The 24,601-nt window shown below is 47.0% G+C and carries 20 protein-coding genes and 1 pseudogene; 8 read left to right on the top strand and 13 right to left on the bottom strand.

Features of this window, described 5'->3' with window-relative positions; translation table 11 throughout:
- Window positions 1-557: 557 nt before the first annotated feature.
- Window positions 558-1,241 (top strand): energy transducer TonB, encoded by a 684-nt coding sequence (locus tag ACES2C_RS20760; RefSeq protein WP_374164960.1) that lies wholly within the window; start codon window positions 558-560, stop codon window positions 1,239-1,241.
- 94 nt (window positions 1,242-1,335) lie between these two features.
- On the opposite strand, the gene ACES2C_RS20755 is transcribed toward ACES2C_RS20760, so the two are convergent.
- A complete protein-coding gene (locus tag ACES2C_RS20755; protein WP_374164959.1) occupies window positions 1,336-1,794 on the bottom strand; it encodes a hypothetical protein in 459 nt (152 codons plus the stop codon).
- A 377-nt stretch (window positions 1,795-2,171) separates the two neighbouring features.
- Here ACES2C_RS20755 and ACES2C_RS20750 point away from each other — a divergent pair, with 377 nt between their 5' ends.
- Window positions 2,172-2,597, top strand: a complete 426-nt coding sequence (locus tag ACES2C_RS20750; RefSeq protein WP_374164958.1) for a nuclear transport factor 2 family protein — start codon at window positions 2,172-2,174, stop codon at window positions 2,595-2,597.
- Between the two features lie 212 nt (window positions 2,598-2,809).
- On the opposite strand, the pseudogene ACES2C_RS20745 reads toward ACES2C_RS20750, so the two are convergent.
- From ACES2C_RS20745 to ACES2C_RS20705, 9 genes and pseudogenes are all read right to left on the bottom strand, one after another.
- Window positions 2,810-4,260, bottom strand: a pseudogene (locus tag ACES2C_RS20745) (IS1182 family transposase).
- 127 nt (window positions 4,261-4,387) lie between these two features.
- Complete coding sequence (purL, locus tag ACES2C_RS20740) at window positions 4,388-8,050, bottom strand: phosphoribosylformylglycinamidine synthase (protein WP_374164957.1); 3,663 nt, start codon at window positions 8,048-8,050, stop codon at window positions 4,388-4,390.
- A gap of 399 nt (window positions 8,051-8,449) precedes the next feature.
- Window positions 8,450-9,007, bottom strand: a complete 558-nt coding sequence (locus ACES2C_RS20735; protein WP_374164956.1) for a plastocyanin/azurin family copper-binding protein — start codon at window positions 9,005-9,007, stop codon at window positions 8,450-8,452.
- Between the two features lie 101 nt (window positions 9,008-9,108).
- The gene (locus ACES2C_RS20730) at window positions 9,109-10,437 is read right to left on the bottom strand and encodes a DUF389 domain-containing protein (RefSeq protein ID WP_374164955.1); all 1,329 of its coding nucleotides are present in this window, start codon (window positions 10,435-10,437) and stop codon (window positions 9,109-9,111) included.
- Between the two features lie 74 nt (window positions 10,438-10,511).
- Window positions 10,512-11,672 carry an ATP-binding protein gene (locus ACES2C_RS20725; RefSeq protein ID WP_374164954.1) on the bottom strand — a complete coding sequence of 387 codons (1,161 nt, stop codon included), beginning with the start codon at window positions 11,670-11,672 and terminating at the stop codon, window positions 10,512-10,514.
- A gap of 59 nt (window positions 11,673-11,731) precedes the next feature.
- Entirely contained in the window at window positions 11,732-13,660 is a 1,929-nt protein-coding gene (locus ACES2C_RS20720; protein ID WP_374164953.1) for an LTA synthase family protein, read from the bottom strand.
- 137 nt (window positions 13,661-13,797) lie between these two features.
- Entirely contained in the window at window positions 13,798-14,358 is a 561-nt protein-coding gene (locus ACES2C_RS20715) for a DUF1003 domain-containing protein (protein WP_374164952.1), read from the bottom strand.
- Entirely contained in the window at window positions 14,328-14,891 is a 564-nt protein-coding gene (locus tag ACES2C_RS20710; RefSeq protein WP_374164951.1) for a hypothetical protein, read from the bottom strand. The genes ACES2C_RS20715 and ACES2C_RS20710 overlap by 31 nt, the downstream gene beginning before the upstream one ends.
- Window positions 14,882-16,429, bottom strand: a complete 1,548-nt coding sequence (locus tag ACES2C_RS20705; protein WP_374164950.1) for a sialate O-acetylesterase — start codon at window positions 16,427-16,429, stop codon at window positions 14,882-14,884. The genes ACES2C_RS20710 and ACES2C_RS20705 overlap by 10 nt, the downstream gene beginning before the upstream one ends.
- 207 nt (window positions 16,430-16,636) lie before the next feature.
- Here ACES2C_RS20705 and ACES2C_RS20700 point away from each other — a divergent pair, with 207 nt between their 5' ends.
- Both ACES2C_RS20700 and ACES2C_RS20695 read left to right on the top strand, forming a co-directional pair.
- Complete coding sequence (locus ACES2C_RS20700) at window positions 16,637-16,849, top strand: hypothetical protein (protein WP_374164949.1); 213 nt, start codon at window positions 16,637-16,639, stop codon at window positions 16,847-16,849.
- 52 nt (window positions 16,850-16,901) lie between these two features.
- Window positions 16,902-18,200 carry an acetylxylan esterase gene (locus ACES2C_RS20695; protein ID WP_374164948.1) on the top strand — a complete coding sequence of 433 codons (1,299 nt, stop codon included), beginning with the start codon at window positions 16,902-16,904 and terminating at the stop codon, window positions 18,198-18,200.
- 6 nt (window positions 18,201-18,206) lie between these two features.
- On the opposite strand, the gene ACES2C_RS20690 is transcribed toward ACES2C_RS20695, so the two are convergent.
- The gene (locus ACES2C_RS20690; protein ID WP_374164947.1) at window positions 18,207-20,486 is read right to left on the bottom strand and encodes a TonB-dependent receptor domain-containing protein; all 2,280 of its coding nucleotides are present in this window, start codon (window positions 20,484-20,486) and stop codon (window positions 18,207-18,209) included.
- Between the two features lie 369 nt (window positions 20,487-20,855).
- Here ACES2C_RS20690 and ACES2C_RS20685 point away from each other — a divergent pair, with 369 nt between their 5' ends.
- Together ACES2C_RS20685 and ACES2C_RS20680 are read left to right on the top strand one after the other, a co-directional pair.
- Window positions 20,856-21,392, top strand: a complete 537-nt coding sequence (locus ACES2C_RS20685) for a DUF6597 domain-containing transcriptional factor (RefSeq protein ID WP_374164946.1) — start codon at window positions 20,856-20,858, stop codon at window positions 21,390-21,392.
- A 398-nt stretch (window positions 21,393-21,790) separates the two neighbouring features.
- Window positions 21,791-22,153: a hypothetical protein gene (locus tag ACES2C_RS20680; protein ID WP_374164945.1), complete on the top strand. Its 363-nt coding sequence runs from the start codon at window positions 21,791-21,793 to the stop codon at window positions 22,151-22,153.
- A gap of 65 nt (window positions 22,154-22,218) precedes the next feature.
- On the opposite strand, the gene ACES2C_RS20675 is transcribed toward ACES2C_RS20680, so the two are convergent.
- A complete protein-coding gene (locus ACES2C_RS20675; protein ID WP_374164944.1) occupies window positions 22,219-22,653 on the bottom strand; it encodes a hypothetical protein in 435 nt (144 codons plus the stop codon).
- Window positions 22,654-22,715: 62 nt separating this feature from the next.
- Between ACES2C_RS20675 and ACES2C_RS20670 the strand changes: the two genes are divergently transcribed.
- Window positions 22,716-23,087, top strand: a complete 372-nt coding sequence (locus ACES2C_RS20670) for an STAS/SEC14 domain-containing protein (RefSeq protein ID WP_374164943.1) — start codon at window positions 22,716-22,718, stop codon at window positions 23,085-23,087.
- A gap of 13 nt (window positions 23,088-23,100) precedes the next feature.
- Here ACES2C_RS20670 and ACES2C_RS20665 read toward each other — a convergent pair whose 3' ends face one another.
- A complete protein-coding gene (locus ACES2C_RS20665) occupies window positions 23,101-23,298 on the bottom strand; it encodes a hypothetical protein (RefSeq protein WP_374164942.1) in 198 nt (65 codons plus the stop codon).
- Between the two features lie 730 nt (window positions 23,299-24,028).
- Between ACES2C_RS20665 and ACES2C_RS20660 the strand changes: the two genes are divergently transcribed.
- Window positions 24,029-24,598 carry a UbiX family flavin prenyltransferase gene (locus tag ACES2C_RS20660; protein WP_374167001.1) on the top strand — a complete coding sequence of 190 codons (570 nt, stop codon included), beginning with the start codon at window positions 24,029-24,031 and terminating at the stop codon, window positions 24,596-24,598.
- Window positions 24,599-24,601 lie beyond the last annotated feature (3 nt).

Genomic DNA, 24,601 nt, shown 5'->3' with positions numbered 1-24,601 from the left:
TCAAAGCTATAAATATTGATGCAAAGAATAAGGGGGGAATTTGTTCATATTGAGGGGCGATTTCGGAATCAAGGAAGGCAGAAAGGAGACCTGCGTTTTGTCGTACTCTCCTTGTCCCTGCCTCCTCTTAAAGGCGTGGATACTGAAGCGGCCAAAGTGCTGCTTCTGTACTTGAAAAAGCTATTCTTTGCCTGCCAGCAGCTCTCTTGCATGCTGGAGAGCGTATTCTCCGGGGTTCTCACCGCTTAGCATCTTGGCGATCTCTGTTATTCACTGACAAGGCCAGCTTCGCTTCGGCCGTCATGACGATACTGGTTCTTCCGGAGCTGGATGAGGCGTAGTCGGTGCTGCTAGTGGAGGTCAAGCTGCTTTTCTTCTTAATGTCTAATAGCTGCTACTAAAATGCGTGCAACATGCGGAACAAGGGGTAGAGGACTTGTGGCAGAGCTTAAATTGTTTTTCACTTATTTTAATTTAATGATAACCGAAAGTTGGTAAATTAGGGCAACGGGTTCTTTTGGATCCGGAGGTAAAAAGCAATGTAAACAGTCACCCTTATGAACTCGACCTTATTACTCAAGATGCCTTGTGTTTTCTTTCTGTTGCTAATGCTCTCATTCACGACTATAAGAGCTCAGACCTTCATTGCAAATGCCGACACGACAGTTACTCCGCCTACGTTCAAAGGCGGCATGGACGAATTTTACAACCGCGTAGGTCGTACGTTCCTGTATCCCGTCTATGCACGCCAGCACGGCATCCAGGGCAAGGTGATCAGTGTTTTTGATATGGATTCAACCGGAAGAATTTCCAATATCAGAATATTGAACGGGCTTAGTCCGGATATTGGCGAGGAAATGCTTCGCATGCTGCAGAAAACGGAAGGGAACTGGCTTCCTGCTAAAAAGAACGGACTGCCTGTTAGTTATCAGGGATACGTTCTTCCGATTAACCTGAACCTCGAGGGGCTAAGAGGAGTGCAGGATCCTAAGCTAAGGATACCAAAGGCATATGAGGAATACAGGGCGGCTCTCCAGCAAAAAGAGTATAGCAATGCCTTGAGCCTGATCCTCGAGATTATTCGGGCAGAACCGAGTCCTGAAAATTTTGCAGCAAGCGCCTGGATAAAAGAAAAGCTGGGGGATAAGGAAGGCGCGCGTACTGACATGGAAAAGGCGCTTTTCCTCGGCGTGGACAAAGCCTGGAAAAAGGTTGATGAGCTTGAGGCGGGAGGTTACTGAACCTTCAGGTGAGCAGGAGTGGAAGGCGACCGCTCTTTTTACCCCTCTTTGTACAAAGTCCAGTAAATGGAGTGCAGCTTTCCGTGCTGAATGTTTAACTCGACGTGATAAAACTGGTCAGTGCCGATCGGTGTAGTAAAATACCACTGTCTCGATTCAGCCATGCCGGGATCGTAAGGCTTGCGACATCTTTTTTGAAGAGGGATATCCGCTCCAGCTTTTTTGCAGCAATGCCGAGTTCTTTCATCCTCGCCAGTTTTGAGTAAATACTGCTTACGTCGTCTCCGGGCGCGATAGCAGCGCTCTTGTCGGGTACAGCAGGCCATTTAGGCAGCTTTGCACCTTCATTCGTCCAGATAGATTTCACTATGCCGTTCTCAAAAGCTATTTGGATTCCCGTGCTGGTTCCCTTGGCCCCGTCCAGCAAGAGCGATTCATACAAAGGGATCTTGTTTTCCAGCCCCTCCAAGCCAGTAAAGACATTTCCTACCACCCCCAGGTATCGCACATTCTCATCAAACCTGAGCTCCTGGATCGAAGAATAGAGGGTCAACGCAGGTTCTCCAATTGTAAGTCCCCATTTCTCTCCGCTGAGTAGGGTATCTCTGGAGATTGCTGTTACAGGGGGGCTCTATTATGATCTCCGGCTCACTTTCTTCTTTTGTGCAGGCAGTCAATACGATCAGGAGAATGGCGGTAAGTAAAAGGTGTTTCATCGCTGGCGTTTATTTAGAGTAATACGCAGGTTTTGGTGAGAACGCGACAGACATAAGTCCGGGAAAGCCGCTCTTTAGCTTTACCGCCATATTTCCGGCATTCGCCGAATAGTTTCTGCCACCGGCCTAATCACTCTGGGCTCAGCTCCTTTTCATAGCTACTTTTGAATCAACAAAACAGACAAACTCATTAACAATCAAAAGGAATACAGCCATGAAAATGATCAAAACAATTACAGCCGCTTTATTAATTGCCGTTTCTGCAAGTGCATTTGCCAATGATGGTATCAGCAGCGCGAAGTACAAAATGAACATTGCTGTCGACAATTACATCGATGCAATAAGCAGGGGCAATAACAAGGAACTTTCGAACCTTCTCGACGCAGATGCAAAGTATACCCTGAATCACGGAAATGAAGTAAAGAACTACAGCAAATCGGACTTGCTGAAGGCTCTGAAAAGCAGCGAAGGTGTAGTGCAAAACTGCGCAACCGATCACAGCGTGCTTGAGGTCGGAAATTCTCAGGCAATCGTGAAGGTTTCTATGAAGTACGACGATTTTACCAAGGTGAACTATGTGACCTTTACCAATACCCTGAAGGGATGGAAGATCACCAATATTTCCGCTTCTTATAATTAGGTTTATTTTAGATTAGTTGAAAAAGGGACCGGCATGCCGGAGGGCACTGAAAAAGCAGCTCAATAATGCTGTATTAAAAAAGCGATCAAGAGAAAGGCAACTTTTACTTGGTCGCTTTTCTTTTTGTCCACTATTTGGTTGGGTGGTTTTTTATAGCCGATACAGGCGTATACAGAACAGATTGGGCAATCGGGCGTGATTTTTCCGGGAACTTAGTTGATCAGTTTGATGATCCTTTTCAGATTTACAGTAAAGATGGCCAGTGCGCCCTGCATCTGCATATTTTCGATGCCATAGGCTATCGCCCGGCCATAGCCATGAACGTTTTTTAGTTCACTGTTCTTGGCTTCGACCTTATACCGGTGTTTGATCTTCTGCTTATACTCGTCTGTTTCCTGAAATGCCATCTGCTGCAGGTGCGTGTCTGATTTTATACTAACCGAGTAGGTTTTGAACTTTGCTCCGGGCCTATAGCAATTCTCTCTCAATGGGCAAACCTTACACTTTTCAACATCAAAGTAATAGGTGTCCACCTGGTTTTCTCCAATATTTTTTTCCCGCAACGTGCCTTTCGGAAGGCCAGATGTCCCGCCGGGCAGACGAACATATCAGCGTCCTTATTGTAATCGAACTTATCTTCTTCTTTTCTGACCCCCTGGGTGATGGCAGGGTTCAGTTTGGCCACCGTTTTGATGCCTTGTCCATTCATTAAGGCAAGGTTATCTTTCCCTGAATAAGCTGAATCGCCGATGACCGTTTCTACTTTAATGCCATTTTGCTGACTGATCTCCAACAGTTTGGGGAGTTGGGGGCCATCGCCCTTTTCCCCTGAAGTAACTACAGCAGCAGTGATGATGCGCTCCTCTGTCATCGCCAAATGGGTCTTGTAACCAAAGAATGAACTATCAGCTGATTTATGGCCTGTTTTGGCATCCCTGTCTTTGGATAATGTATAGTGTTCCTGCGTATCTGCCACCGTCTCTTTCAACAGATTCAACTTCTCTTTTACCGACGGTATCTGGCTTAGCGTCTTGTCAGCTTCGATACACTTTTCCAATGCACTGCAATAGGCCAGTTCTTTATCCAATTCCTCTGTGCTGTTCTTTTCAGGCATTATTGCTTTCATGTCTTCATCTATCGCGTATACCGCTTTGCGCAGTAGCTTTGAACGCTCCCGTAGTACTTCCAAGGCTGAATAAGGGTTTGACCTCGACAGGGAATGGGTAGCATCAACAATGATAGACTTTGACCGGATGATCCCTTTTTCAATAGCTATTGTTACTGTTTTATTAATGAGCAGGTTTAACAGATCATTATCCTTTAACCGCAGCTTCCTGAACTTTGTTAATGAACTGGGGTCGATAACTCCTTCCTCAGGCGACATATCAAGGAAATATTTGAAGGACATATCATACTGCGAACGCTCAACAACATCCACATCCGAAACCGTATAGATCGTTTTCAACAACAGGTATTTGAACATTCGCACAGGGCTTTCAGCCTTCCTGCCGTTGGTCATGCAATATTTGCTGACCAGTTCTTCATAGATAAATGTAAAATCTATCAGGTCGTTGATCTTACGCAGAAGATTGTCTTTGGGAACGATCAGGTCATATAGCCCTGAAAACGCGCTGAACTGTATCTGTTGTTGTTGGGCAAGCATCTTAGTGTCTTTCTTTCGACACTTTAAGATACAAAAAAGGAGCAGAAAACCCTCGTCTTCTACTCCTTTTGTCCCTTAGAACTTTTTCAGTGCCCTCGCATGCCGGTCCCTTTTTTTAGTATTTATCTTACTTGTTATCTTCAAGCCATTTCCTGGCGTTCACAAAAGCGCTGAACCATGGCGATACTTCGTCCTGCCTGCCTTCGGGGTAGTGGGCCCATTGCCACTGCAGGAGCGAACGCTCGATATGTGGCATAGTCACCAGGTGCCGGCCTGTCTTGTCGCAAAGCATGGCTGTGTTAAAGCCTGAGCCGTTGGGGTTGGCAGGGTAGCTTTCGTATGCATATTTAGCCACGATATGGTAGCGGTCTTCGGTGTACGGCAGTTCAAACTTGCCCTCTCCGTGCGAGATCCATACACCAAGAGTTGCACCGGCAAGGCCTGATAGCATAACCGAGTTATTCTCCTGTATGGTGAGGGAAGTAAAGCCGCACTCATGCTTGTGGCTGTCGTTGTGCGCCATCTTCGGCTTGTTGTCATGATCATCGTTGATGAGACCGAGTTCAACAAAGAGCTGGCATCCGTTACAGATCCCTATAGACAGCGTGTCTTCTCTTTTAAAGAAGTTTTCGAGCGCAATCCTCGCCTTTTCGTTGTAGAGGAAGGCGCCTGCCCATCCTTTAGCCGAGCCGAGTACATCGGAGTTAGAGAAGCCTCCTACAGCGCCTATAAAGCGGATATCTTCCAGCGTTTCCCTTCCTGATATAAGGTCGGTCATGTGGACGTCTTTCACGTCAAATCCTGCCTGGTAAAGCGCGTTGGCAAGCTCTCTTTCTGAGTTGCTTCCTTTCTCACGAATGATGGCAGCTTTGATCCTTGGCTTGCTGCTGTCAAGGGCAGGCTTCCTGCCGTTAAAGTCGGCCGGGAAGGTATACTTCAGTACCTGATGCTTGTAGTTATCAAAGCGCTCTTTCGCTTTAGCCTGACCGCTTTGTTTCTGATCAAGCAGATAGGAGGTTTTGAACCAGACGTCGCGCAGGTGATCAACGTCGAAGTTCCATTCGCCTTTGGCGGTACGCACTTCCAGTCTTGCTGTATTGCTTACCGATCCTATCCGGTGCCATTTAATGCCCGCGGCAGACAGAATTGCTTCTGCAGCTTCGTTAGCCTGGAAGATCACTCCATTGTTTTCTGAGAAAAGGGTTTCAATGATACCCTGGTCGCCAAGAGGGGAGAGGTCGATAGTTGCGCCCAGCTCCCTGTCGGCAAAGCATAGCTCGAGCAGAGAGGTGATGAGTCCCCCGCTGCCGATATCATGGCCTGCCTGGATATGTCCTGCCCTAATAAGCGACTGGAGGGTATTGAAAATCGTTTTGAATTCTGCCGCGCTGAGGATATCAGGAGTCTCAGATCCTATCTTGTTCACGATCTGTGCAAAAGAGGATCCTCCGAGTTTGTACCGGTCGCCGGAAAGGTTGATATAGTAGATGGCCCCGCCATTCTTTTTCAGTACAGGCTCTACGGTCGCGTTGATGTTATCACAATGTCCGGCTGCAGAAATGATCACCGTGCCCGGTGCAATGACCTCCTTGTCCTTGTATTTCTGTTTCATTGACAGGGAGTCTTTGCCCGTCGGGATATTGATGCCCAGCTCAATGGCAAAGTCGGAACATGCTTTAACAGCTTTGTAAAGTCTGGCGTCTTCACCTTCGTTCTTACAAGCCCACATCCAGTTGGCAGAAAGAGAGACGCTGCTTAATCCGTCTTTAAGGGGAGCCCAAACGAGGTTAGAAAGCGCTTCTGCAATAGCGTTACGGCTTCCGGCTGCAGGATCGATCAGGGCAGACAGTGGGGCGTGCCCTATAGAAGTGGCAATTCCGTCCCTGCCCTGAAAGTCGAGTGCCATTACCCCGCAGTTATTGAGTGGTAATTGCAGAGGGCCCGCACATTGTTGTTTCGCTACACGGCCTCCAACACAACGGTCGACTTTGTTGACGAGCCAGTCTTTACAGGCTACCGCCTCAAGCTGAAGTACTTGTTCCAGGTATGTTTCGAGTTTGTCCTCATCGTATGCTACAGGCTCGTACTTAGTTTGTAAGGTTTTGTCCTGCATCACCGTCTTTGGCGAGCTGCCAAACATGTCTTCCATGTTGAGGTCCATGGGCCGGATGCCAGAGGAAGCGGATTCGAATGTGAAGCGGTGATCACCAGTGACGGTACCAACCGTGTACATGGGTGCTCTTTCGCGTTCAGCAATCTTCCGGAGGGTATCGATGTTCTCCTCTCCAATGACCAGGCCCATGCGTTCCTGTGATTCGTTTCCAATGATCTCCTTAGCAGAAAGGGTCGGGTCGCCAATAGGAAGCTTATCGAGGTCAATCTTTCCACCGGTTTCTTCAACCAGCTCAGAGAGACAGTTAAGGTGTCCGCCTGCTCCGTGATCGTGGATCGATACAATGGCGTTATGATCGCTCTCTACCATTGCGCGCACCGCATTTGCGACTCTTTTCTGCATCTCCGGATTGGAACGCTGTACTGCATTCAATTCAATTCCTGATCCGAAAGCTCCCGTGTCGGCAGAAGACACAGCCGCGCCTCCCATTCCGATGCGGTAGTTATCGCCACCCAGAACAACGATCTTGTCGTTGACAGAGGGGGAGTGCTTTTTAGCTTGCTCCGCTTTCCCATAGCCAATGCCTCCCGCCTGCATGATCACCTTGTCGTACCCGAGGATCTGGGCGTTTTCTTCGTGTTCGAAGGTGAGGATAGACCCGGTAATGAGAGGCTGACCGAACTTGTTTCCAAAGTCGGATGCTCCGTTTGATGCTTTGATCAGGATATCAACCGGCGACTGGTAGAGCCATTGCCTTTCCTGAACGGCATTTTCCCAGGGTCTGTCTTTTGAAAGACGGGAGAGAGCCGTCATGTATACTGCTGTTCCTGCCAGAGGGATAGCACCCTGTCCGCCGGCAAGACGGTCTCTTATTTCACCTCCTGCACCGGTTGCAGAACCGTTGAAGGGTTCTACGGTTGTGGGGAAGTTATGTGTTTCGGCCTTCAGAGAAAGGACCGACTCAAATTCTTTTACTTCGTAATATTCAGGAACGTCGGGACGTTTGGGAGCAAACTGCTGCACAACCGGACCTTTTACAAAAGCCACGTTGTCTTTATAGGCTGAAACAATGCCGTTCGGGTTTGCCTCGGATGTCTTTTTAATCAGCTTGAACAGAGATGTAGGTTGTTCTTCCCCATCAATGACAAATGTTCCGTTAAAGATCTTATGTCTGCAGTGTTCAGAGTTGACCTGCGAAAAGCCGAACACTTCGGAGTCTGTCAGCTTTCGCCCGATCTTTTGGGCAAGGCTGTTGAGATATTCAATTTCTTCTTCGCTCAACGAGAGCCCTTCCTGCTGATTGTAGGCAGCTATGTCATCTATCTCCAGGATTGGTTCCGGCTGTATGTTGATGGTGAAGATTTGCTGGTTGAGTTCGCTGTACTTCTGCGAAAGCATAGGGTCGAAGTCCGAGAACTCTTCAGATACTTTCGTGTATTCCTCAATGCGGGTAATGCCATGGATATCCATGTTTTGAGTGATCTCTACGGCATTGGTGCTCCAGGGTGTTACCATTGCAGCACGCGGACCGATGAATGAGCCCCGTATGCTTGATTCCTCTTCTAACCGGGCATCGCCAAAAAGCCAGCATAACTTTGAAACGTCAGAAGGATCCAGGGTTGGTGTTTTTTGAACAGCAAAAACGGTATTTGCCTTATTAGAGAAAAAGTATATCATGGTCTTACTTAAGCCGCAAAGGTACAGTTTATATGAAAAATTTGACTTATGTAAAAGTGAGTTTTATAAATCTGCCCAACAAATTCTCCGCGCCCTGGGTGGGGGGCAATGAAGAGGGCAGGATGATCCATGAAACAAACTGCGGTTTCTGCCTGTTCGTTAAGAAAACCCTTTAATTATGAGAGATCCTGGTGTTTATCTAAGCCAAACGACTCTGTTAATTGTCGCCGTTGTGTACTTTATTGTTTGTGCTGGTGTAGCATGGTTTATAGGAAGGCGCAGAAAAGTGGGGATGCTTTGGTCCTTCCTGTTTTCGGTGTGCCTTACCCCGATAGTTGGTGCTATCATAACACTGAGCAGTTCGAGGCCGACCAAGCCGAGCTCGAACCTGCTGTAAACCTATTCAGCCACCAGTTTTCCTCTCATCGTTCCATAATGCCCTGGAAACGAACAAAGGAAGTCGTAAACGCCCTTGACTGGAAGATTAAAGGAGATATTGTCGGTCTCTCCCGGCCCGGTAAGTTTAGTATGGGCAATGACAGATGAGCTTAGCGCCGCTGGAATATAGTCATTGTCGCGAGCCTTTATCGCTTCAGTAGCAAAGTTAGCAAAGTCTGTTCCCTGAGCCAGCAACACAAAATTGTGTCCCATGGAGTTTTTAGGCATTTTGCCAATGTTCTGGAAGCGAAGGTTCACTTTCTCAGAAGCCTTCACTTTAAACAGCGTATCGCTATATTGCATCCGGTCGTTGGCCGTGAGCAGAATGCTGTTGTTTGCTTTCATCGTGTCCAGTCCAGGAATGGGTACTCCTGCTCCGGCTGTGGATTGATCTGAAGAAATGGCAAGGTGTCCGGTGTCTGCCGTAGAGCCGCGAACCTTTTTGTCTTTATCCGTTCCAATGCAAGCCGACAGAAGTATAAGAAGAGATGTTAGGGATAATAAGGTGAACTTTTTCATAATCAAGAAGCATTCCGAGTTTAGTAGCGGAATACTTTAGGAACATGAAAAATAGCCTTTGGTTTTCGTTACCCCTGTGACAAGATAAAACACAGTCGCCGTCATTCAATTATTAGCCGCAGAGAATCAGCGTTTAAACGGGTCTGCAACCAGTTGCGCATTCTGGCTTGTTCGGCGCCGGGAACTGTTCTCCTGAAATTAACTGCCACCAGGGTAAGGGTATCCTGCCGGTCTTCTGCGATGCGGTAGACAACTGTATTGTTGATCGAATAACTCAGCAAGTCAGGATATAAAGCTCTTAGTTCTTCTCTTAGCTCGGGAGCTGCGATAGCTTTATTGATAGTGTAGCCATTTGATGCGGTTGAATCGCGTCTGATTACATCTTCAAGGATACTTGCCTTAATTTGGGAGAAGTCAATTTCCTGCTTTGCATTCAGTCCCTGGCGCACAACAAGTTTGGTGTTGCCGAGCTTATATTGCGGTATTTTTTTTCGAATACTGTCTATTGTACGTTCCGGCAACTCATAGCCGATTAGCAGGAGGTCAATTTCGTTTCCTTTTGAGCTGTAGTTGAAATTCCGGTTAACCACCTGTGTGTTTTTAAACTGGAATTGCTCTGATACGAAGTTTCTGGCGTTGTTCTCGAAAATGCTCTTATCAACTATCCGGTATGCCAAATATATACTGGGAAGAATAGTGATGGTGATGATCGTAATAATATAACGCGAGACCTTTTTTTCATACATTTTATTTTCAAAGTGCTTAACCTTGAATTTGAGGAACCTCACGATAAGAAAGGTGCTTATTCCTATGAACACTGTGTTTATTGAGTAAAGGTAGAGCGCGCCGATAAAGTAATAGAAATTTCCGGAAGCTATGCCGTAGCCGGCGGTGCAAAGGGGAGGCATTAGGGCGGTCGCGATAGCGACCCCTGGAATTACATTGCTTTTTTCTTTTCTGGTGCCTGCTACAATACCTGCAAGCCCTCCAAAGAAGGCAATGAAAACGTCCCATAGAGACGGTGTGGTTCTGGCAAGGAGCTCGCTCTGTGCGTCGTGAAGGGGAGTGATCCAAAAATACAGTGCCGATGTTGCAATACTGATTAAAGTGGCAATCAAAAGGTTTCTAGCACCCTTTTTGATCAGTTCAAAGTTGTTTGTCCCAAGACCTAGTCCGATCCCCATAATAGGTCCCATTAGCGGAGAGATGAGCATTGCACCAATAATGACGGCAGTTGAATTTACATTTAGTCCAATAGAGGCAATGAAAATGGCAAAGATAAGTGCCCAAAGATTCGCTCCCACAAATTCTGTCCCCTTGGTAATAGAGAGAATTACATCGTCTTCATCTGCTTTGTCGAGATGCAGGTTGAATCTTCTGGAGATGAAGATTGAAATTATGCGGATTGCTCTGTTTTTGTTTTTTTTCATCTTTTAACAAAGTAGCCGCGCCAAGATATTAAAAGATATGTACTATCGGGCGCATAGATGTCCTGAGTTTTTCATCACGACTTTCGCCCGCTTCTTTTAGGGATCTGAATATAGAAGGTTGTGCCACTGTTTTCTTTGCTTTCAAGCCATATGTTGCCTCCGTGCCAGGAAATGATCGTTTTTACGATCGATAGACCTAGGCCAACGGTTGGTTCACCGTGCAGGCCTTTTCTTTTGGCATCGGTAAATTTCTCAAAGATCATGTCGTGATGTTCTTGAGGGATGCCGACGCCGCTATCCTTAAAAGAGAATAATACCGAGTCCTTTTGATTGATTAATTCTAGCGAGATGCTGTCGCCCTCTCTGGTGAACTTCAAAGCGTTGGTCATGAGGTTGTTGAAGATCTGAATGAACTTCGACTCGTCGATCTCCACAAATAGCTGTCTGTGCGAGCTGCTGAATCGAAATGTTCTTTGGCTAATCCACTCAGATGCGCTATATTCCTCCATCCACTCTCTTAGTTTTGTAACCACATCCATACGCTTCTTTACCAGCGCAACCTCCGCCGTTTCGAAGAACTCCCGTTCTGTGAGGTCAGAGATCAAGTCAATTGACTGTTTGAGGATGCGGGAGACGGGCTCAATGTATCGGGAGAGGTTGCTGTCCTGAGCTTCTTTGCTGAGCACCTGCGTCATCATGTTCGCCGTGCCCAGCGGGCCGCGCAGATCATGGGCAATAATATTAAGGACTGAGTTTTTTTTATTGGCAAATTTCCTTAGGGTATGAACGTTCTCTATCTCGCCGGAGATGTCTTCTATTTGCCCCAGGATCGCTTTTTCTGTATCTGTTTTAGCAAGAAATGCATTCAAACGGAGCCATTTCTCTTTGCCATTGGTCTGGATACGAAAGTCGAAAGCTCGTACACCTCCTCCCGCTTGCAATTGGCCTTTCAGCGTTTCAAGGTGCTCTAAGTCGTCAGGATGAACTTTTGCCAGTACTTTGTCTATCGCAAGATCCTTTCCATCCACGTCAAGTAAAGCTGTCAGATCGTGCTTGTAGTAGATAAACTTCCTTGAGCTTAAACCGAAGGCGAAACTTAAATTAGAGCTGTTAGTGTCTACTGAGAAAGTGATTTCTTCTGCCATATCGTGATAAATAGCAGACCGCTGATGATCGGCCTGCTTCCAGGTGACTGTGGTACTGGGTCGGATGTTATACACATCCCATATCCTCATAATACCAAAATGGCGGAAAATGTTTTAGGGCGCCAACTGTCTGACGCCCTTGCGCTTTGTTACTTGTTAAAATTGTACAAGTGATTCTTGTAGAGGTAAGAGGCGATTTCATAATTCGCAATAGCCTCCTGCGTAAGACTATCGTCGGGCCGGGTGGTATGCGAATTGCCGCTTTTAAAATCGGGAATAAATGTTTCAGCACGCTTGTTAGGCCCGAGAATAACAAGCTTGTTATTCTTCAGGTAGCCCAGACTTTGGTAAGTGCTGATGAAGGCTCTTTCTTCGCCCTGCTTTACCCGGAAAACGTCCTGACCAAAGAATTTGCTCCTGTAATCGAAATTCAGGAAACCAAGAATGCTTGGTGCGATATCGATTTGTGCGATCAAGCGGTTGAACTGACCGGGGCGGACATTAGCCGGCGAGTAAAAAATCATGGGAATGTGATATTTGTTCACAGGTAATTCTACCTTCCCTGCACTGGAGGCGCAATGGTCGGCCGTAATAACGAACAGCGTGTTTTTAAACCAGGGCCTTTTCGAAGCTTCCTTTATGAACCTACCAATAGCATAGTCGGTATATTTTACTGCACCCTCTCTGCCTGTGTGCGACGGGATGTCAATGCGGCCTTCCGGATAGGTGTACGGTCTGTGGTTGGAAACCGTCATGATATGGGCAAAGAAGGGCTTATGGTTCCGGCAGTCGCCATCCAGTTTCCGGAGCGATAGCGTGAATAAATCTTCGTCTGCAACTCCCCAGATATTCTGATAATGTATATCCTCGTCCCTGATCTCTTTTCGGTCTGTTACTTCGTACCCATTGCCCGAAAAGAATGCATTCATATTGTCGAAATATCCATAGCCTCCATAGATAAAGCGGCTGCTGTAGCCTTTTGATTTGAAGACGCTTCCCAGGGAGAATAGATTTCTGTTATCAGGGCGTTTAACGATTGATTGTCCTGGAGTGGGAGGGATGGACAGAGACAAGGCCTCAAGGCCTCTGACTGTCCGCGTGCCCGAGGCGTAGAGGTTAGTGAACAATAAGCCTTTTTTTGCAAGTGAATCGAGATTGGGCGTAATGCCCTGGGTATTGCCAAAACAGGCCAGGAAGTCAGCACTCAGGCTTTCCACGCTGATCAGAACAACGTTTAGCTTCCGCTCTTCTTCTGTATAACCGATTGTACGTGTAGTGAAATTATCATGTGACGTTACATCTTCCTCACAATCCAGCTGCTTTTCTATCGTCTTCTCTGCTGCAGAGACAGGAACAGTTTTATAGAAGGTGTCGTAGTCGAGTTCATTGTGCCAGAAAGCATAACCAAAGTCGAACATGCCATTTCCTGCAAGTTCGTTGACATATTGGTTGTCGCTGATGTTCTTCCATTTATGATCAAGGAGAAAGAAGGACGCCACCGGGATTGCCAGTAATGGGAGTGCTACAGCAGTTCTCTGCCGAAAGCTAATGCGCCGAGGCGAAGGGAGCCCAATATATTTGCTGACGGAGAAAAGAATAAGCGCCGACAGGGCCGCCAGTATTACAAGAATCGTGTTAACCGGATACGACTGCCGTATGTTCCCAATTACTTCATTTGTATATACCAGATAGTCTACTGCAATGAAATTGTACCTGACAGAGAACTCCTGCCAGAAAAACCACTCCGACACCGCATTAAACAGCAGGGAGGCGATCACGAAGAAAAAGTAAATCGACAGAAGCGTTTTGTTGAATTTTTTCCGGTACAGCTTGTCAGGGAGCAGCCATAGGTAAAACACCAGTGGAATAAATGCGTAGAACGAGGCTGCGAGGTCAAAAATGAGCCCGACCAGAAAAGCACCTGCCAAATTTAAGGGAGTCCAGTCAACGCTTGCCGCGCTGTTAATCAATAAACAGAGCCGCGTAGCAAAAGAGATGAGACATAAGAGGGATACGGCCAGGGCAAAAGTACCAAATCGGCGCCTGAATAATTTTTCTAAAATGCGTTCCTGCATCATTGTACAAATTCCTAAAAAGCTTGTCGCTTCTTGACTTTAACTAACTGTTACGTTTTTGTTGTTTTTTGGTTAGGCAGGAATGCAAATATACGATAACAATTTAGAGAAATTGCTGAAATGTGCTCAGACAGGCACGTTTAATGATCTTTACTCTTGTTGGGGCTCAGGTTGCCTGCCTCTTTGTAACTTTCTATTTTGTCCATTACTTTTTCAGGATGTACGTCATTTGCCAGTTCGTTCAGTTCCGGATTTTCTGCATCTTTTATCCCCATTTGTTTTGCAATAGCCGTGACCATGGTAATGAGATGCGTTACTTCGTGCTCTGATAACAAGCTGACCTGAAGGTCCAGTTCTGCCCGCTTATCCGCAAGCGCATTGGATCGGTTCTGGCTAATTAGTACAAATGTAGAAAGAAAGATCGCTTCAACTGATGCGAACATGGCGAGAACCACGAAAGATTCGTCAAATGGCCTAAGGCCGAGGAGGCCGATGTTCCATAGGATCCATACTGAAAACAACGCAAGGTGTATGTAAACAAAGATCATGCTCCCTGTAAAGCTCGTGATGCCATCGGCAACGCGTTCTTCAAATGTTTTCGCACGTTCTTCCTGCTTGAGTCTGTTCTGAAGGGCTATAACGTTCCGCTCAACTACGCCGGCCATACCGGTTATCTCTTTTTCTTCTCGCTCTTCGGCCATGGTTTAATAAGCACTTTTTTCTGGATTTGGTTTATGCCCAAAGAAAAAAAGTGCCGATCAACATTATTTGTTACCATAGGTAACTCCCTGCCAGTCGTCAGTACGGAAGGGCGATGCGGGGAGACCTGCGCCATTGTAAAGATTGCCATCAGGGTTGTCTGCCCAGTTATAGCGGACAGAGAGGGGGCTGTAACCTCTGGCGCCGATACTTCCACTTCGTTGCCGCGGATAATTGCTTTCGCCCAGTGGAACTTCCGGTCTGCTCCTGCTATAGAGAACCCTTTCAGCTGCGAACCGTCCTTTGTGGTAAGCCCTTTATCAGCGTGTGAGAAGCTCAAAATTATTTTGTTGCCCTCCGTCTTGCTCCACTTAAGTAGTGGCCCTGAACAGGAGACTTTCTCCCCGTAATTATTCGCCAGGGCAATCAAAGCCAGCCGGCGCCCCACTTCCTGCTTGTTTTTTGGATGAATATCAGCTGCATCGCCAATATCAATGGAAACCGCCATGCCTGTGTTAGGAAGACTCAGCGCCATTTTTTGAGCTTCGCGCAATTCTGCCCAGTCTGACTCCGTCGGATTGGCTTCTTTTTTCTGTAATTGGCAAGTTGTACGTAGTAGAACGGAAAGTTGCCTATTCCCCAGTTTTTCCGCCAGTCACTGATCATCGCCGGGAACAGCTCGCGATACTGATACGCTCGTGCTGCATTGCTTTCACCCTGATACCACAGCGCGCCTTTGATCCGGTAGGGGACAAGAGGAGCTAACATCGCGTTGTACAGCACGGTAGGACGATTAGGTCCTGAAATGTCCATTGAGGGTAAGGGAGGCACGTCATTTACCTTTAGCGAAACTTTGTAAGGCCAGTGTCCAGACAAGTAGATCCTTTCATTGCTCGGACCCTGAATGAAGAAGTTTTCGGGTTCTCCGTAAATCCCGCCTCCGCTGGCTCCATCCATCACCCGAACAGCAATTGTATTTTCCCCTGCTTTCACTAGCCCTGTCGGAATGCTGTAGACTCTTTTTTTATCCCATCCTTCTGATCTTCCGAGCTCAGTTCCGTTAATGTATGTGACGTCTATGTCGTCCACGGCGCCCAGACTAAGGGTAAGCTCCTTTCCGCTCCATGAAGCCGGAATCGTGATCTTCTTGCGGAACCAGACGAGACCATCGAAGTTCGGCAGTTCAGACTGTTCCCAAAGACCGGGCAGTTTCATCGTTTTCCATTCAGAATCGTCATAAGTTGCAGAGTTCCACACATTGTACCCGGCGTCCTTTGCGTCAACTTTTCTGTTCCACTCCATCATAGCTTCATGGTATTTGGCCTCCATGTTCTTTTCGTAGTCTTGTCCGCCTGTCATTTGCTGCACAATTGCGCTAAAGTCAGGCAATGTCTTGAGTGTGCCTGCGCTTGTCCAGGCCTCGGCAATCGTGCCACCCCAGGAAGAATGGATAATACCTACAGGGATGTGTTTGCTTTCGAACAGGTTTCTGGCAAAAAAATAGCCCACTGAGGAGAAATTTGCGACTGTGGCCGGAGAACATTCAAGCCAGCCGCCACCTTCTGCCTTGAAGTCTTCAAGGGGGCCAAGACTGGTGTTTTTCTGAACTTGCAGAAGGTGGATCTCCGGGTAGTTTGCGGCAGCTATTTCCTTCTGGTAATTCTGGATCTTACCCCATCCTTCCAGTGGCATTTCCATGTTTGACTGTCCTGAGCAAAGCCATACCTCGCCTATCAGGACGTTTTTAAGGGTGGTTACTTCGCCATCATCAAAGCTAACTTCATAAGGGCCGCCATACGCCGGAGTTGAAATTTCTGCTTTCCACTTCCCTGTATCATCAGCTCGCGCTGTGTAGCTTTTGTTGTTCCAAGAGGTGGTGACTTTTACATCTTTTCCTGCTGCTGCCCATCCCCACACTGCCACGTTCTCTTTCTGCTGAAGCACCATGTTATTCGTAAACAAGGGCGAGAGTCGTACCTTGCCCAGAGCAAGAGGAGGGAGGCTTAAAAGTGTGGCGATCACAGTAAGTGCATAAGCGCCTGTGGATAGAAGGTCTTTGATCGGTTTATACATGTCTGTTCCGCTTTGGTTCCCCGGATAAAGCAAACTTATAAAAATTGGACTGAAGTTCCTCGCTTCTGGAAAATCTTGTGATTGATAAGGATAGTACGCTGTTATGCAGGAGGATAATCCGGCTGGAATTGTTTTGGCATTAAGATTGCTTCTTTTTGTTCGCCTGTGTGCAGAATGAACTGGCGGGCTATGAAAAATTCACCTACTATGGAAACATTACAACATTTACGCCGACTGGGAGATGAGGCACTGCAAATGGAATCAATTTATCTCAGCTTGAAAATAGAGAAGGCATTAACCGGTGGCGAGTTTGAAAAAGAGGCAGCCTTACGCGAAGCAGAGGAGCTATGGAAAGAGATTCGTAACGAATATTATAGCTTCCTCGATTTCCTCCAGGGCCGGAGTAACATGGCGGCTTAATAATCAGGGCTTAGGCGAATATTTAGTATAATTGCGACCTCATTCATGTAAGATGAAAGGTCGCTTTTGTTTTTTTATCCTCCTTATCTCGTTCTGTGCCCGGCTTGAAGCACAGAACTCTCCGGCGCCGCTTAAGCTGGTCGATTTTATTCTAAGTCCTGATTCTGAGAACTGGACCTATCCCCTGAGCAAGCCTGCAACTGTTACAATTACGGTCCTTCATAATGGGACACCGATGAAGGGTATCGCCGTGGATTACGAGTATGGCCCCGAGATGCTGTCGCCTGAGAAGACGGGGCGTTTAGTATTGAAAGAGGGTTTAGCCAAGATCAATATCGGCAGTTGCAGTTCTCCGGGTTTCAGGCAACTGGCCGTGAAGGCAGCATACAACGGCAGGACATATAGCGGTCTCATCAAGTTAGGCTGGGCTCCAGAGAGAATTGAGCCTACAGTAGTCATGCCTGCTGATTTTAATCAGTTCTGGCAGAAGGCCAGGCAGGAGTCTCAGAAACTACCGCTAATGCCGCAGCTTGATTACCTGAAACAATACTCCACCTCAGAGGTCGACGTATACCTGCTCAGCTTTGAGAATGAGAGGTCAGGGCAACGAATCTACGGATTCTTAAGTAAGCCTAAAGCTCCCGGAAAGTATCCCGTGTTATTTTCTCCGCCTGGTGCCGGAGTAAAGCCTTCAGTCCCGTCCAGGGCTTATGCTGAACACGGTTTTATTGCACTTAATATCGAGATTCATGGTATTTCTTCCTTGTTGAGTGCAGACGACTATAAGGATATCAGCAATGCTTTCGGAGATTATTGGTTTAATAGGATGGATGATCGTGATAACTACTATTACAAAAAGGTTTACCTCGGTTGTCTCAGGGCTATAGATTACCTCTGCAGTATTCCGGAGTTTGACGGCCGTAACGTGGTGGTCACAGGAGGAAGCCAGGGCGGCGCTCTTTCTATTGTTACCGCCGGCCTCGATAAGAGAGTGACCTGTCTTGCTGCGTTTTATCCTGCCCTCGCAGACCTGACCGGCTATCTGCATGGAAGAGCCGGCGGATGGCCTCATGTTTTCAATTCTCGAAATGCCTTGGTTACCAACAAACCTGAAAATATAAAAGCGCTCGCCTACTACGACGTGGTCAACTTCGCAAAGAATATATCTGCACCAGGATTTTACTCATGGGGATATAACGATACTACCGTACCTCCCACGTCAGTCTATGCAGCGGTTAATGCTGTTACGGCACCTAAGACGATCGTAATTACACCTATCAGCGGGCACTGGCGCTTTGATGAGACCAATCAGGAATCGATCCAATGGATAAAAAGCCATTTGTTGAAATAATGGGGACTACATAAGTCCGAATTTGATGCCGGCGTACATTGTAAAAGGCCTTGAGGGGCCGTAGATGTAATTGCTGTCGCGGTTTTTGCCTGTGTCAAAGTCGCCCTGATAAGAGTCGAAGATATTCTGAACTCCGGCATAGATCTGCAGATCTTGTGCGATGCTTTTTATGGTGAACCGGTAGGATAGCTTCAGATTTGTCTCGTTGAACGTTGGCGAGGTAAAGAGGACGTCCTCATTGATCCCAGGTGCACCGGCAAAGTGAGGAACCTTCATAGAGCCGGTCACCACACCCGAGATGCTTGCGTTAAAGCGACTGCGGGGGAACATCGTGAACGTGTAATAACCATAGACATCAGGCGTCCGCAAATATTTTCTGGAAGGCGGCAGTTCGGAAGACCAGGCGACGCCCTGCTCGAAGGTTGATCGTTGAAACGTTACTCCGGATTCAAGCTGGAACTTTTGGTTGTAATTCAGTCTTTGCTCTACCGTGATCCCTTTTACACTGGAACCTTTTCCGTTCTTTCTGAGGAGCTGCTGGTTTCCCGAGTCGTCGGCGCCTGTCTCTTCCAGAATAAATGAATTATGCAGCCTGGTGTGAAATGCATCTATCGTAAAGCCGTAGATCAATAGCTCGTTAGCTCTGTTAAAGTCGATTGAAGCATTAAAGCTGTCGGACGTTTCCTCTTTGAGGTTCGGGTCGATCCGTATGATAGACACGCCTCCCCCTGCAAAGGCAATGTGCATGTCAGCTTCGAAGGCCTGAGGCGCTTTAAATCCACGTGCATAAGATCCTCTTAGCTGCACATCACTGCCCAGCTTGTAAAGGGCGCTGAGACGGGGAGTTAAGATAGCAGGAGAGACCTTATTCGACTTATTTACTCTCAGTCCCGAGAGAACTGTGAGATGCCTGCCTATTTCCCAGTCGCTTTGTATAAACGCTCCTCCAAGGTTCACCGTCTGATCAATGAGGTAGTTGTAGAAACTGATCTGGTCATAGGTGTATTCATGCTGCATTTCAAGGCCTGTAGTGACCGTGTTTTTTCCCCCGAGGAAGTTGCTGAAGGTGTAGTTATATTGAAGGCCTGCCTGTAGCGAGTGGTTTTTCGTGCGGCCCCAGGCGTCAGCATGGTCGATGCCCGTGTAGTGTGTTCTCTTCGTATGCTGGCCGGCGAGGTATATGCTCAGGCTGCTGTTTCCATCTTTAGAGAAGTGGTCGTAGTTGATCCCTCCCAGCAAGATATTGTGAAGGCGGTATTCGGACTGATCGGCTTTATCTGCCTGTTCCTCAATCTTATTGCCGCCACGCCTTTCTTCATAGATGCTCCAGCCATTTACTTCCAGGCGGTTTTGCCGGTTCAGTTTTAGGAATGAGTTAAATCCAAAGGAATTGTTCGTAAGTCTTGATATTTCTGAGTACCCATCGCCGTTTGCGTCGTAGGCCTGACGGCTTCGGTGCGAAGCAAAGAAAGATGTGCCTGCGTTTTTACTCTCATTGATCACATTGGCGTTTACGTTGTAGAAATTATCGGCGGCTTTTCCTTTGGTTGTTGCCTGGTTGGATGACAGGGTGAAGGAGCTGGACTGAGGTTCCTTAGTAAGAATGTTGACCGTTCCCGCTATTGCAGAAGAGCCATACAGGACTGAGCCCCCGCCTCTGACAATTTCTATCCTGTCGATCATGTTCGCCGGTATCTGGTCGAGGCCGTAAAGACTCATTAAGGAGGTAAAGACAGGTCTGCTATTGATCAGGATTTGGGAGTAGGATCCTCCCAGTCCGTTCATCCTGAGCTGCGTATAGTTACAGGTCTGGCAATCGGTTTCCATACGCAGTCCGGGCTGAAAACATAAGCCTTCCGAGACAGTGTTAGATTGAGTGAGATTAAAGGTGCGGCTGTCGAGCACGTTGACTGCTACCGGGCTTTCGAGTCTTCTCCTGCTCGTGCGGGTGCCCGTAATTACTACGTCATTCAGAGAAGAAAAGCTCGGCTTAAGGGTTATCAGCACGGTGCTTGTGTCGCCGTTTTTTACACGGACAGTCAGACTGTTCGGCTTATAACCTATTGAAGAGGTCCGAAGGGTATATTGCCCTTCGGGGAGGTCTTTCAAAATGAAGTGCCCTGTCCCGTCCGTTGCTGTCGCTCTTTGCAGCTCGGAAATTCTAACAGACGCAAAAGTTCCGGCCGAATCTTGTGTCTTTACCAAACCCTTGATTGATCCGCTTTGTGCATGCGACAGCGCGCTCACAAAAAGCAAACAGGCTGAGATAGAATTGAATATTTTCATTTGATGACTAATTTCTGCCGTTAAAGTTAAGTGTATTTATTTTATATTGTTAGCTAGGTCTAACTTTTTTAATTTTGTTTGTAATATATTAGGAGCACGGAGGAGCCTTTGTTGTCACTTCAGCACTTCCGAATGTTGTTCTTGCTTCCGTGTTTTCTCTGTCCTGGGGCCGTTGACTGTTTTGCTGAGAGGTCTTGTTCTCTAAATCTCAGGGATTGGACCCTGGTCTCTTTCATCTCCTTGGATAGTACTGTTTATCAATGTTTTTCCGAAGACTTTGTTCTTCATAATCAGGTTGGTCAAGCTTTCTATGTTGTATTTGGCTCATTATAAAAGTTTTCATTAACTTAATGATCTAAAGCCTTTTCTATGCTATTGAAGCTGTTAAACCCGAAGCCCCGGTTGTTGCCTTATATAGATAAATTCTGGCTTTTCGAAAGTAGTTGCGGCCTTCCTTCCGGCGACAGCAGGGTGATTGTCCCCAATGGTCGGGTGAAGATCATTTACCCCTATATCAATAGTCTGTCGACATTCGACGGGAGGGTGCAGAATGACCATCAGGAACTTGACGTATTTGTCGTCGGCCTTTGGACCGAGCCGGTGGTACTAAGCTCCAAATCGCAAATAACCGGCACGATAGGCATAGAATTAAGCCCCGCAGGCGCGTATCGGTTCACGCGGCTGCCTTTATCTGATTTAAAGGGTCGCGTGGTCAGTTTAAGGGATATTTATGGGAGTAGGGCCGATGAGTTAACAGATAAGTTAGCAAATGCCGACGGTCATCAACGGAAGGCGGATCTTCTTCAGGACTTCCTGATTGAGGTGCTGGAAGAAACTCTCCGGGAGAATTTGATTGTCGATTACACAGTCGCGCAAATTCAGAAGGCGCGGGGGCAATCGAAATAAGGACATTGGAGAAGCTGACCGGATACTCCAAGCGGTACCTCGACCTCCTGTTTCAGGATCATCTCGGCATTTCGCCTAAAAATCTCGCTGGTATTTTACGCTTTCAGGAGCTTTATAAAGCCTAGGCTGTTGAAAGACATATGAGATTTTATGGCGAGAAGGCATTGGAGCTTTACTACGACCACTCGCATTTCGCAAAAGACTTTAAACGTTTTACTGGTTCTTCTCCGAGGGAATATGCAAGCGAAAGGAATGAATTTGGCCGAATCTTCTACATAACCGAACGGAGCTGAAGGTGGACTTCCCTTTTTTAATATTTTTCAATATGTGCTATTTCTGATTTTTGCTACAGATCCTTAAGATCACACGAGGGTCATTAAACCAGTAAAAAGATCAAAATGAAAAGATTGAAAATTGCCTCTGCATGTCTGATGTTCTTTGCCATTGGACATAGTATCGGTCATTTTACCCGGCACAATACGAATGACCCCCAGAAACGCATGGTACTGGATGTCATGGCTTCTCATAAGTTCCACATGTTCGGGAAACTACGTAGTTACGATGAGAACTACGAGGGCATGAGCTTAAATCTCGTCATTGTGCTGGTCGCCTTTGCCGCAATTCTGTGGATGCTTAGTTCAGTAAAGGAAGCGAATGTTCAACTTTTTAAAGTGGTTTTGTGGCCCATTGCCATAGTCTGTCTCCTGCTGACCGTTACTGGCTTTGTTTATTTTTTCCTGCGCCTGCCGTCTCCAGTTTAGTCGCTTTTGTATTGCTGCTTTGGGCCCTTATAAAGCCCAGGACCGTTTAATTACGCTGTTCGTTCTTATTGGGGTCGGGAGAATAAAGCGACAAAATAGCTGTACACAAGGTGGGCGGCTAGTAAATGCTGGAAGAAGTCTCTTTTCGAAGTGTGAGGCTGTTTCTCGCACAGCTTGAATGCCGTGTTCCATATCAGTACACCGGCAAGGCCGCTTGCAAGTCCGGAAGAAAGAACTATCGGTAAGCTCGGTCTTAGCCCCATATGGCGCCATGACTTGTTTAGTACAAGCGACCATGAACTGCCTGCTACGAAGTGAGCTGCCCAGCCTCCCGCCAGCTGGTTGCGCTCGGGCAGGCCTGGGAGGATCTGGTCAACCAGTTCCGCAAGGAGTTCAGGCTCCCTGTAATTTTCCTTTTTATACCAGGAGCTGCTATAGCTGTATCCGCTCATCACTGCGGTTGCACAAATGCCCGCAGCTATCAATTGCAATGCTTTCACCTCATAATTAAACAAACGTAACGTTGGCTGGTTTATCTGAATGAAAAATAGCAGATCGGATAATGGTAGAATTAATTGAAGGATTTCCCCGCTATGTTGCTGCATACAAAGCAAGCGGTAAGGTTGAAAAGGAAGAATATGAGCGCGTTGTCATGCATCGGGTAGACGAAGTGGCGAGAGAGTTCGGGAGCATCAACTTTCTGGTGCGACTCGAAACGAATATGGAGAACTATTCGCTTCCCGCTTTTATAGATTATCTTAAGGTTAGTTTTGAACATTTCAGCAAGTGGAACCGGATGGCTATTGTCACTGACGAGACCTGGATGCAAAAGGCGTATGAGGTATTAAGCGGACCGGTGCCCGGTGAGATCAGAAGCTTCAGCCTGAGCGAGTATGAAGCGGCTAAGAAATGGGTATCTGAGCCGCTTGCATAGTCAGTACGCTCGTCTATTTATGCCGTTCGTCTACGTAGTCGACCCTCCAGGTGATTCCGCTAAGTCCTTTTGCTTTTTGAGCTCTGAACTTGACCGTCTTTCCCATTATGTCCTGTTCGCTAATAATCGTTGACTTATTGCAACGATTAGGGTCCGGAAGCTTTCCTTGAAACATTTCCATCGCTTCACTTATTCGGTCTGCATGTCTCATTTGGTTTTAATTAGCTACCTGTATTACCAAGATGTAAAAGACTGTGTTTGAATGATGTGAAACATTGCGTATTTATACGCGCCCGATTGTCCTTCTTTACTGATATTTATCGTTTACGCGGCCAGCCGGCGCCACAGGAGAGCCGTTAACTTATTTTCATCCTTGTGAAAGTCTATCTATTCTTTAAAAGGCGAAGAAGAACATTCGGCCAGCCGTCATCCCTGTTTGACCGGGCAACTCCTGAACGCTTTTGCGAAGCTTAACCATTTCTTACGTATGCTGACGGATCCGCGGCCTGAACCGTAAAAAAACTAATGATACAGCTATGAGAGTTTAAAGGCTAATGGCAGTATAAGACTCGGCAGGACGATAGGCGACGCCTTATCACTGGCTCAACATGCTGATATAACAGGAAGCAACAGCGCGCATATCGTTAAAAAAGTGTCGTTAACAGGCTTTGTTGAAATAAGTTTGCCTTCTCAGAAAAAAATTTCTCCCTGGTAATCAGGTCTTTTTCTTAATAGTAAGGTTTGTGTCCGAATTTTATTTGGAGTTTTTTCGCTTATACCTATATTTGTACTGCCCTCCCAAAGGGCATGTTTTTCATAGGTAGATGTAGGGTCGAATACTTGTATTCGGCCCTTTTTTTATCTTGCCCCCTGTGGTACCCGGTGACCTCGTGCAGGCGAGCGATGGGCGGGGGTACTTTATTGATATCGATGCAAGTAAAATGGAGAAAAGAAAGATTGTAGTTGCCGTTACAGGAGCGAGCGGGTCGGTATACGCCAAGGTTTTGCTCGATAAACTTCAACTGCTGGCGAATGAAGATCTGAAGGTTGGTTTGGTCATGTCAGACAATGCTAAAGAAGTCTGGGTGCATGAACTGGATGATCGGTCATTTTCAGCTTATCCCTTTAGCCTTTACGAAAAAAACGACTTTAACGCCCCTTTTGCTTCGGGCTCTGCACGGTACGATACAATGATCATTTGCCCTTGCTCCATGGGGACGCTCGGCCGGATCGCTTCAGGAATATCGAATGACCTTACTACCCGCGCTGCTGATGTGATCTTAAAGGAGCGCCGAAAGCTCATCCTCGTTGTCCGCGATACTCCTTTGAGCCTGATCCATATCAACAATATGAAAGTGGTTACCGAAGCCGGTGGGATTATTTGTCCGGCTACTCCGTCTTTTTACAGTCGTCCCCGTACCATCGAGGAAGTAGCGGCGACCGTTATTGACCGGGTTCTCGACCTTGCCAGCATCAGCAACACCGCTTTCCGATGGGGCGAAACCAGCTAAGCT

The sequence above is a fragment of the Arcticibacter sp. MXS-1 genome (genome assembly GCF_041902385.1).
In the GTDB taxonomy this organism is placed as follows: domain Bacteria; phylum Bacteroidota; class Bacteroidia; order Sphingobacteriales; family Sphingobacteriaceae; genus Arcticibacter.
Note: the sequence above shows the minus strand (reverse complement) of the source record. Positions and strands in the feature narration are given on the sequence as shown.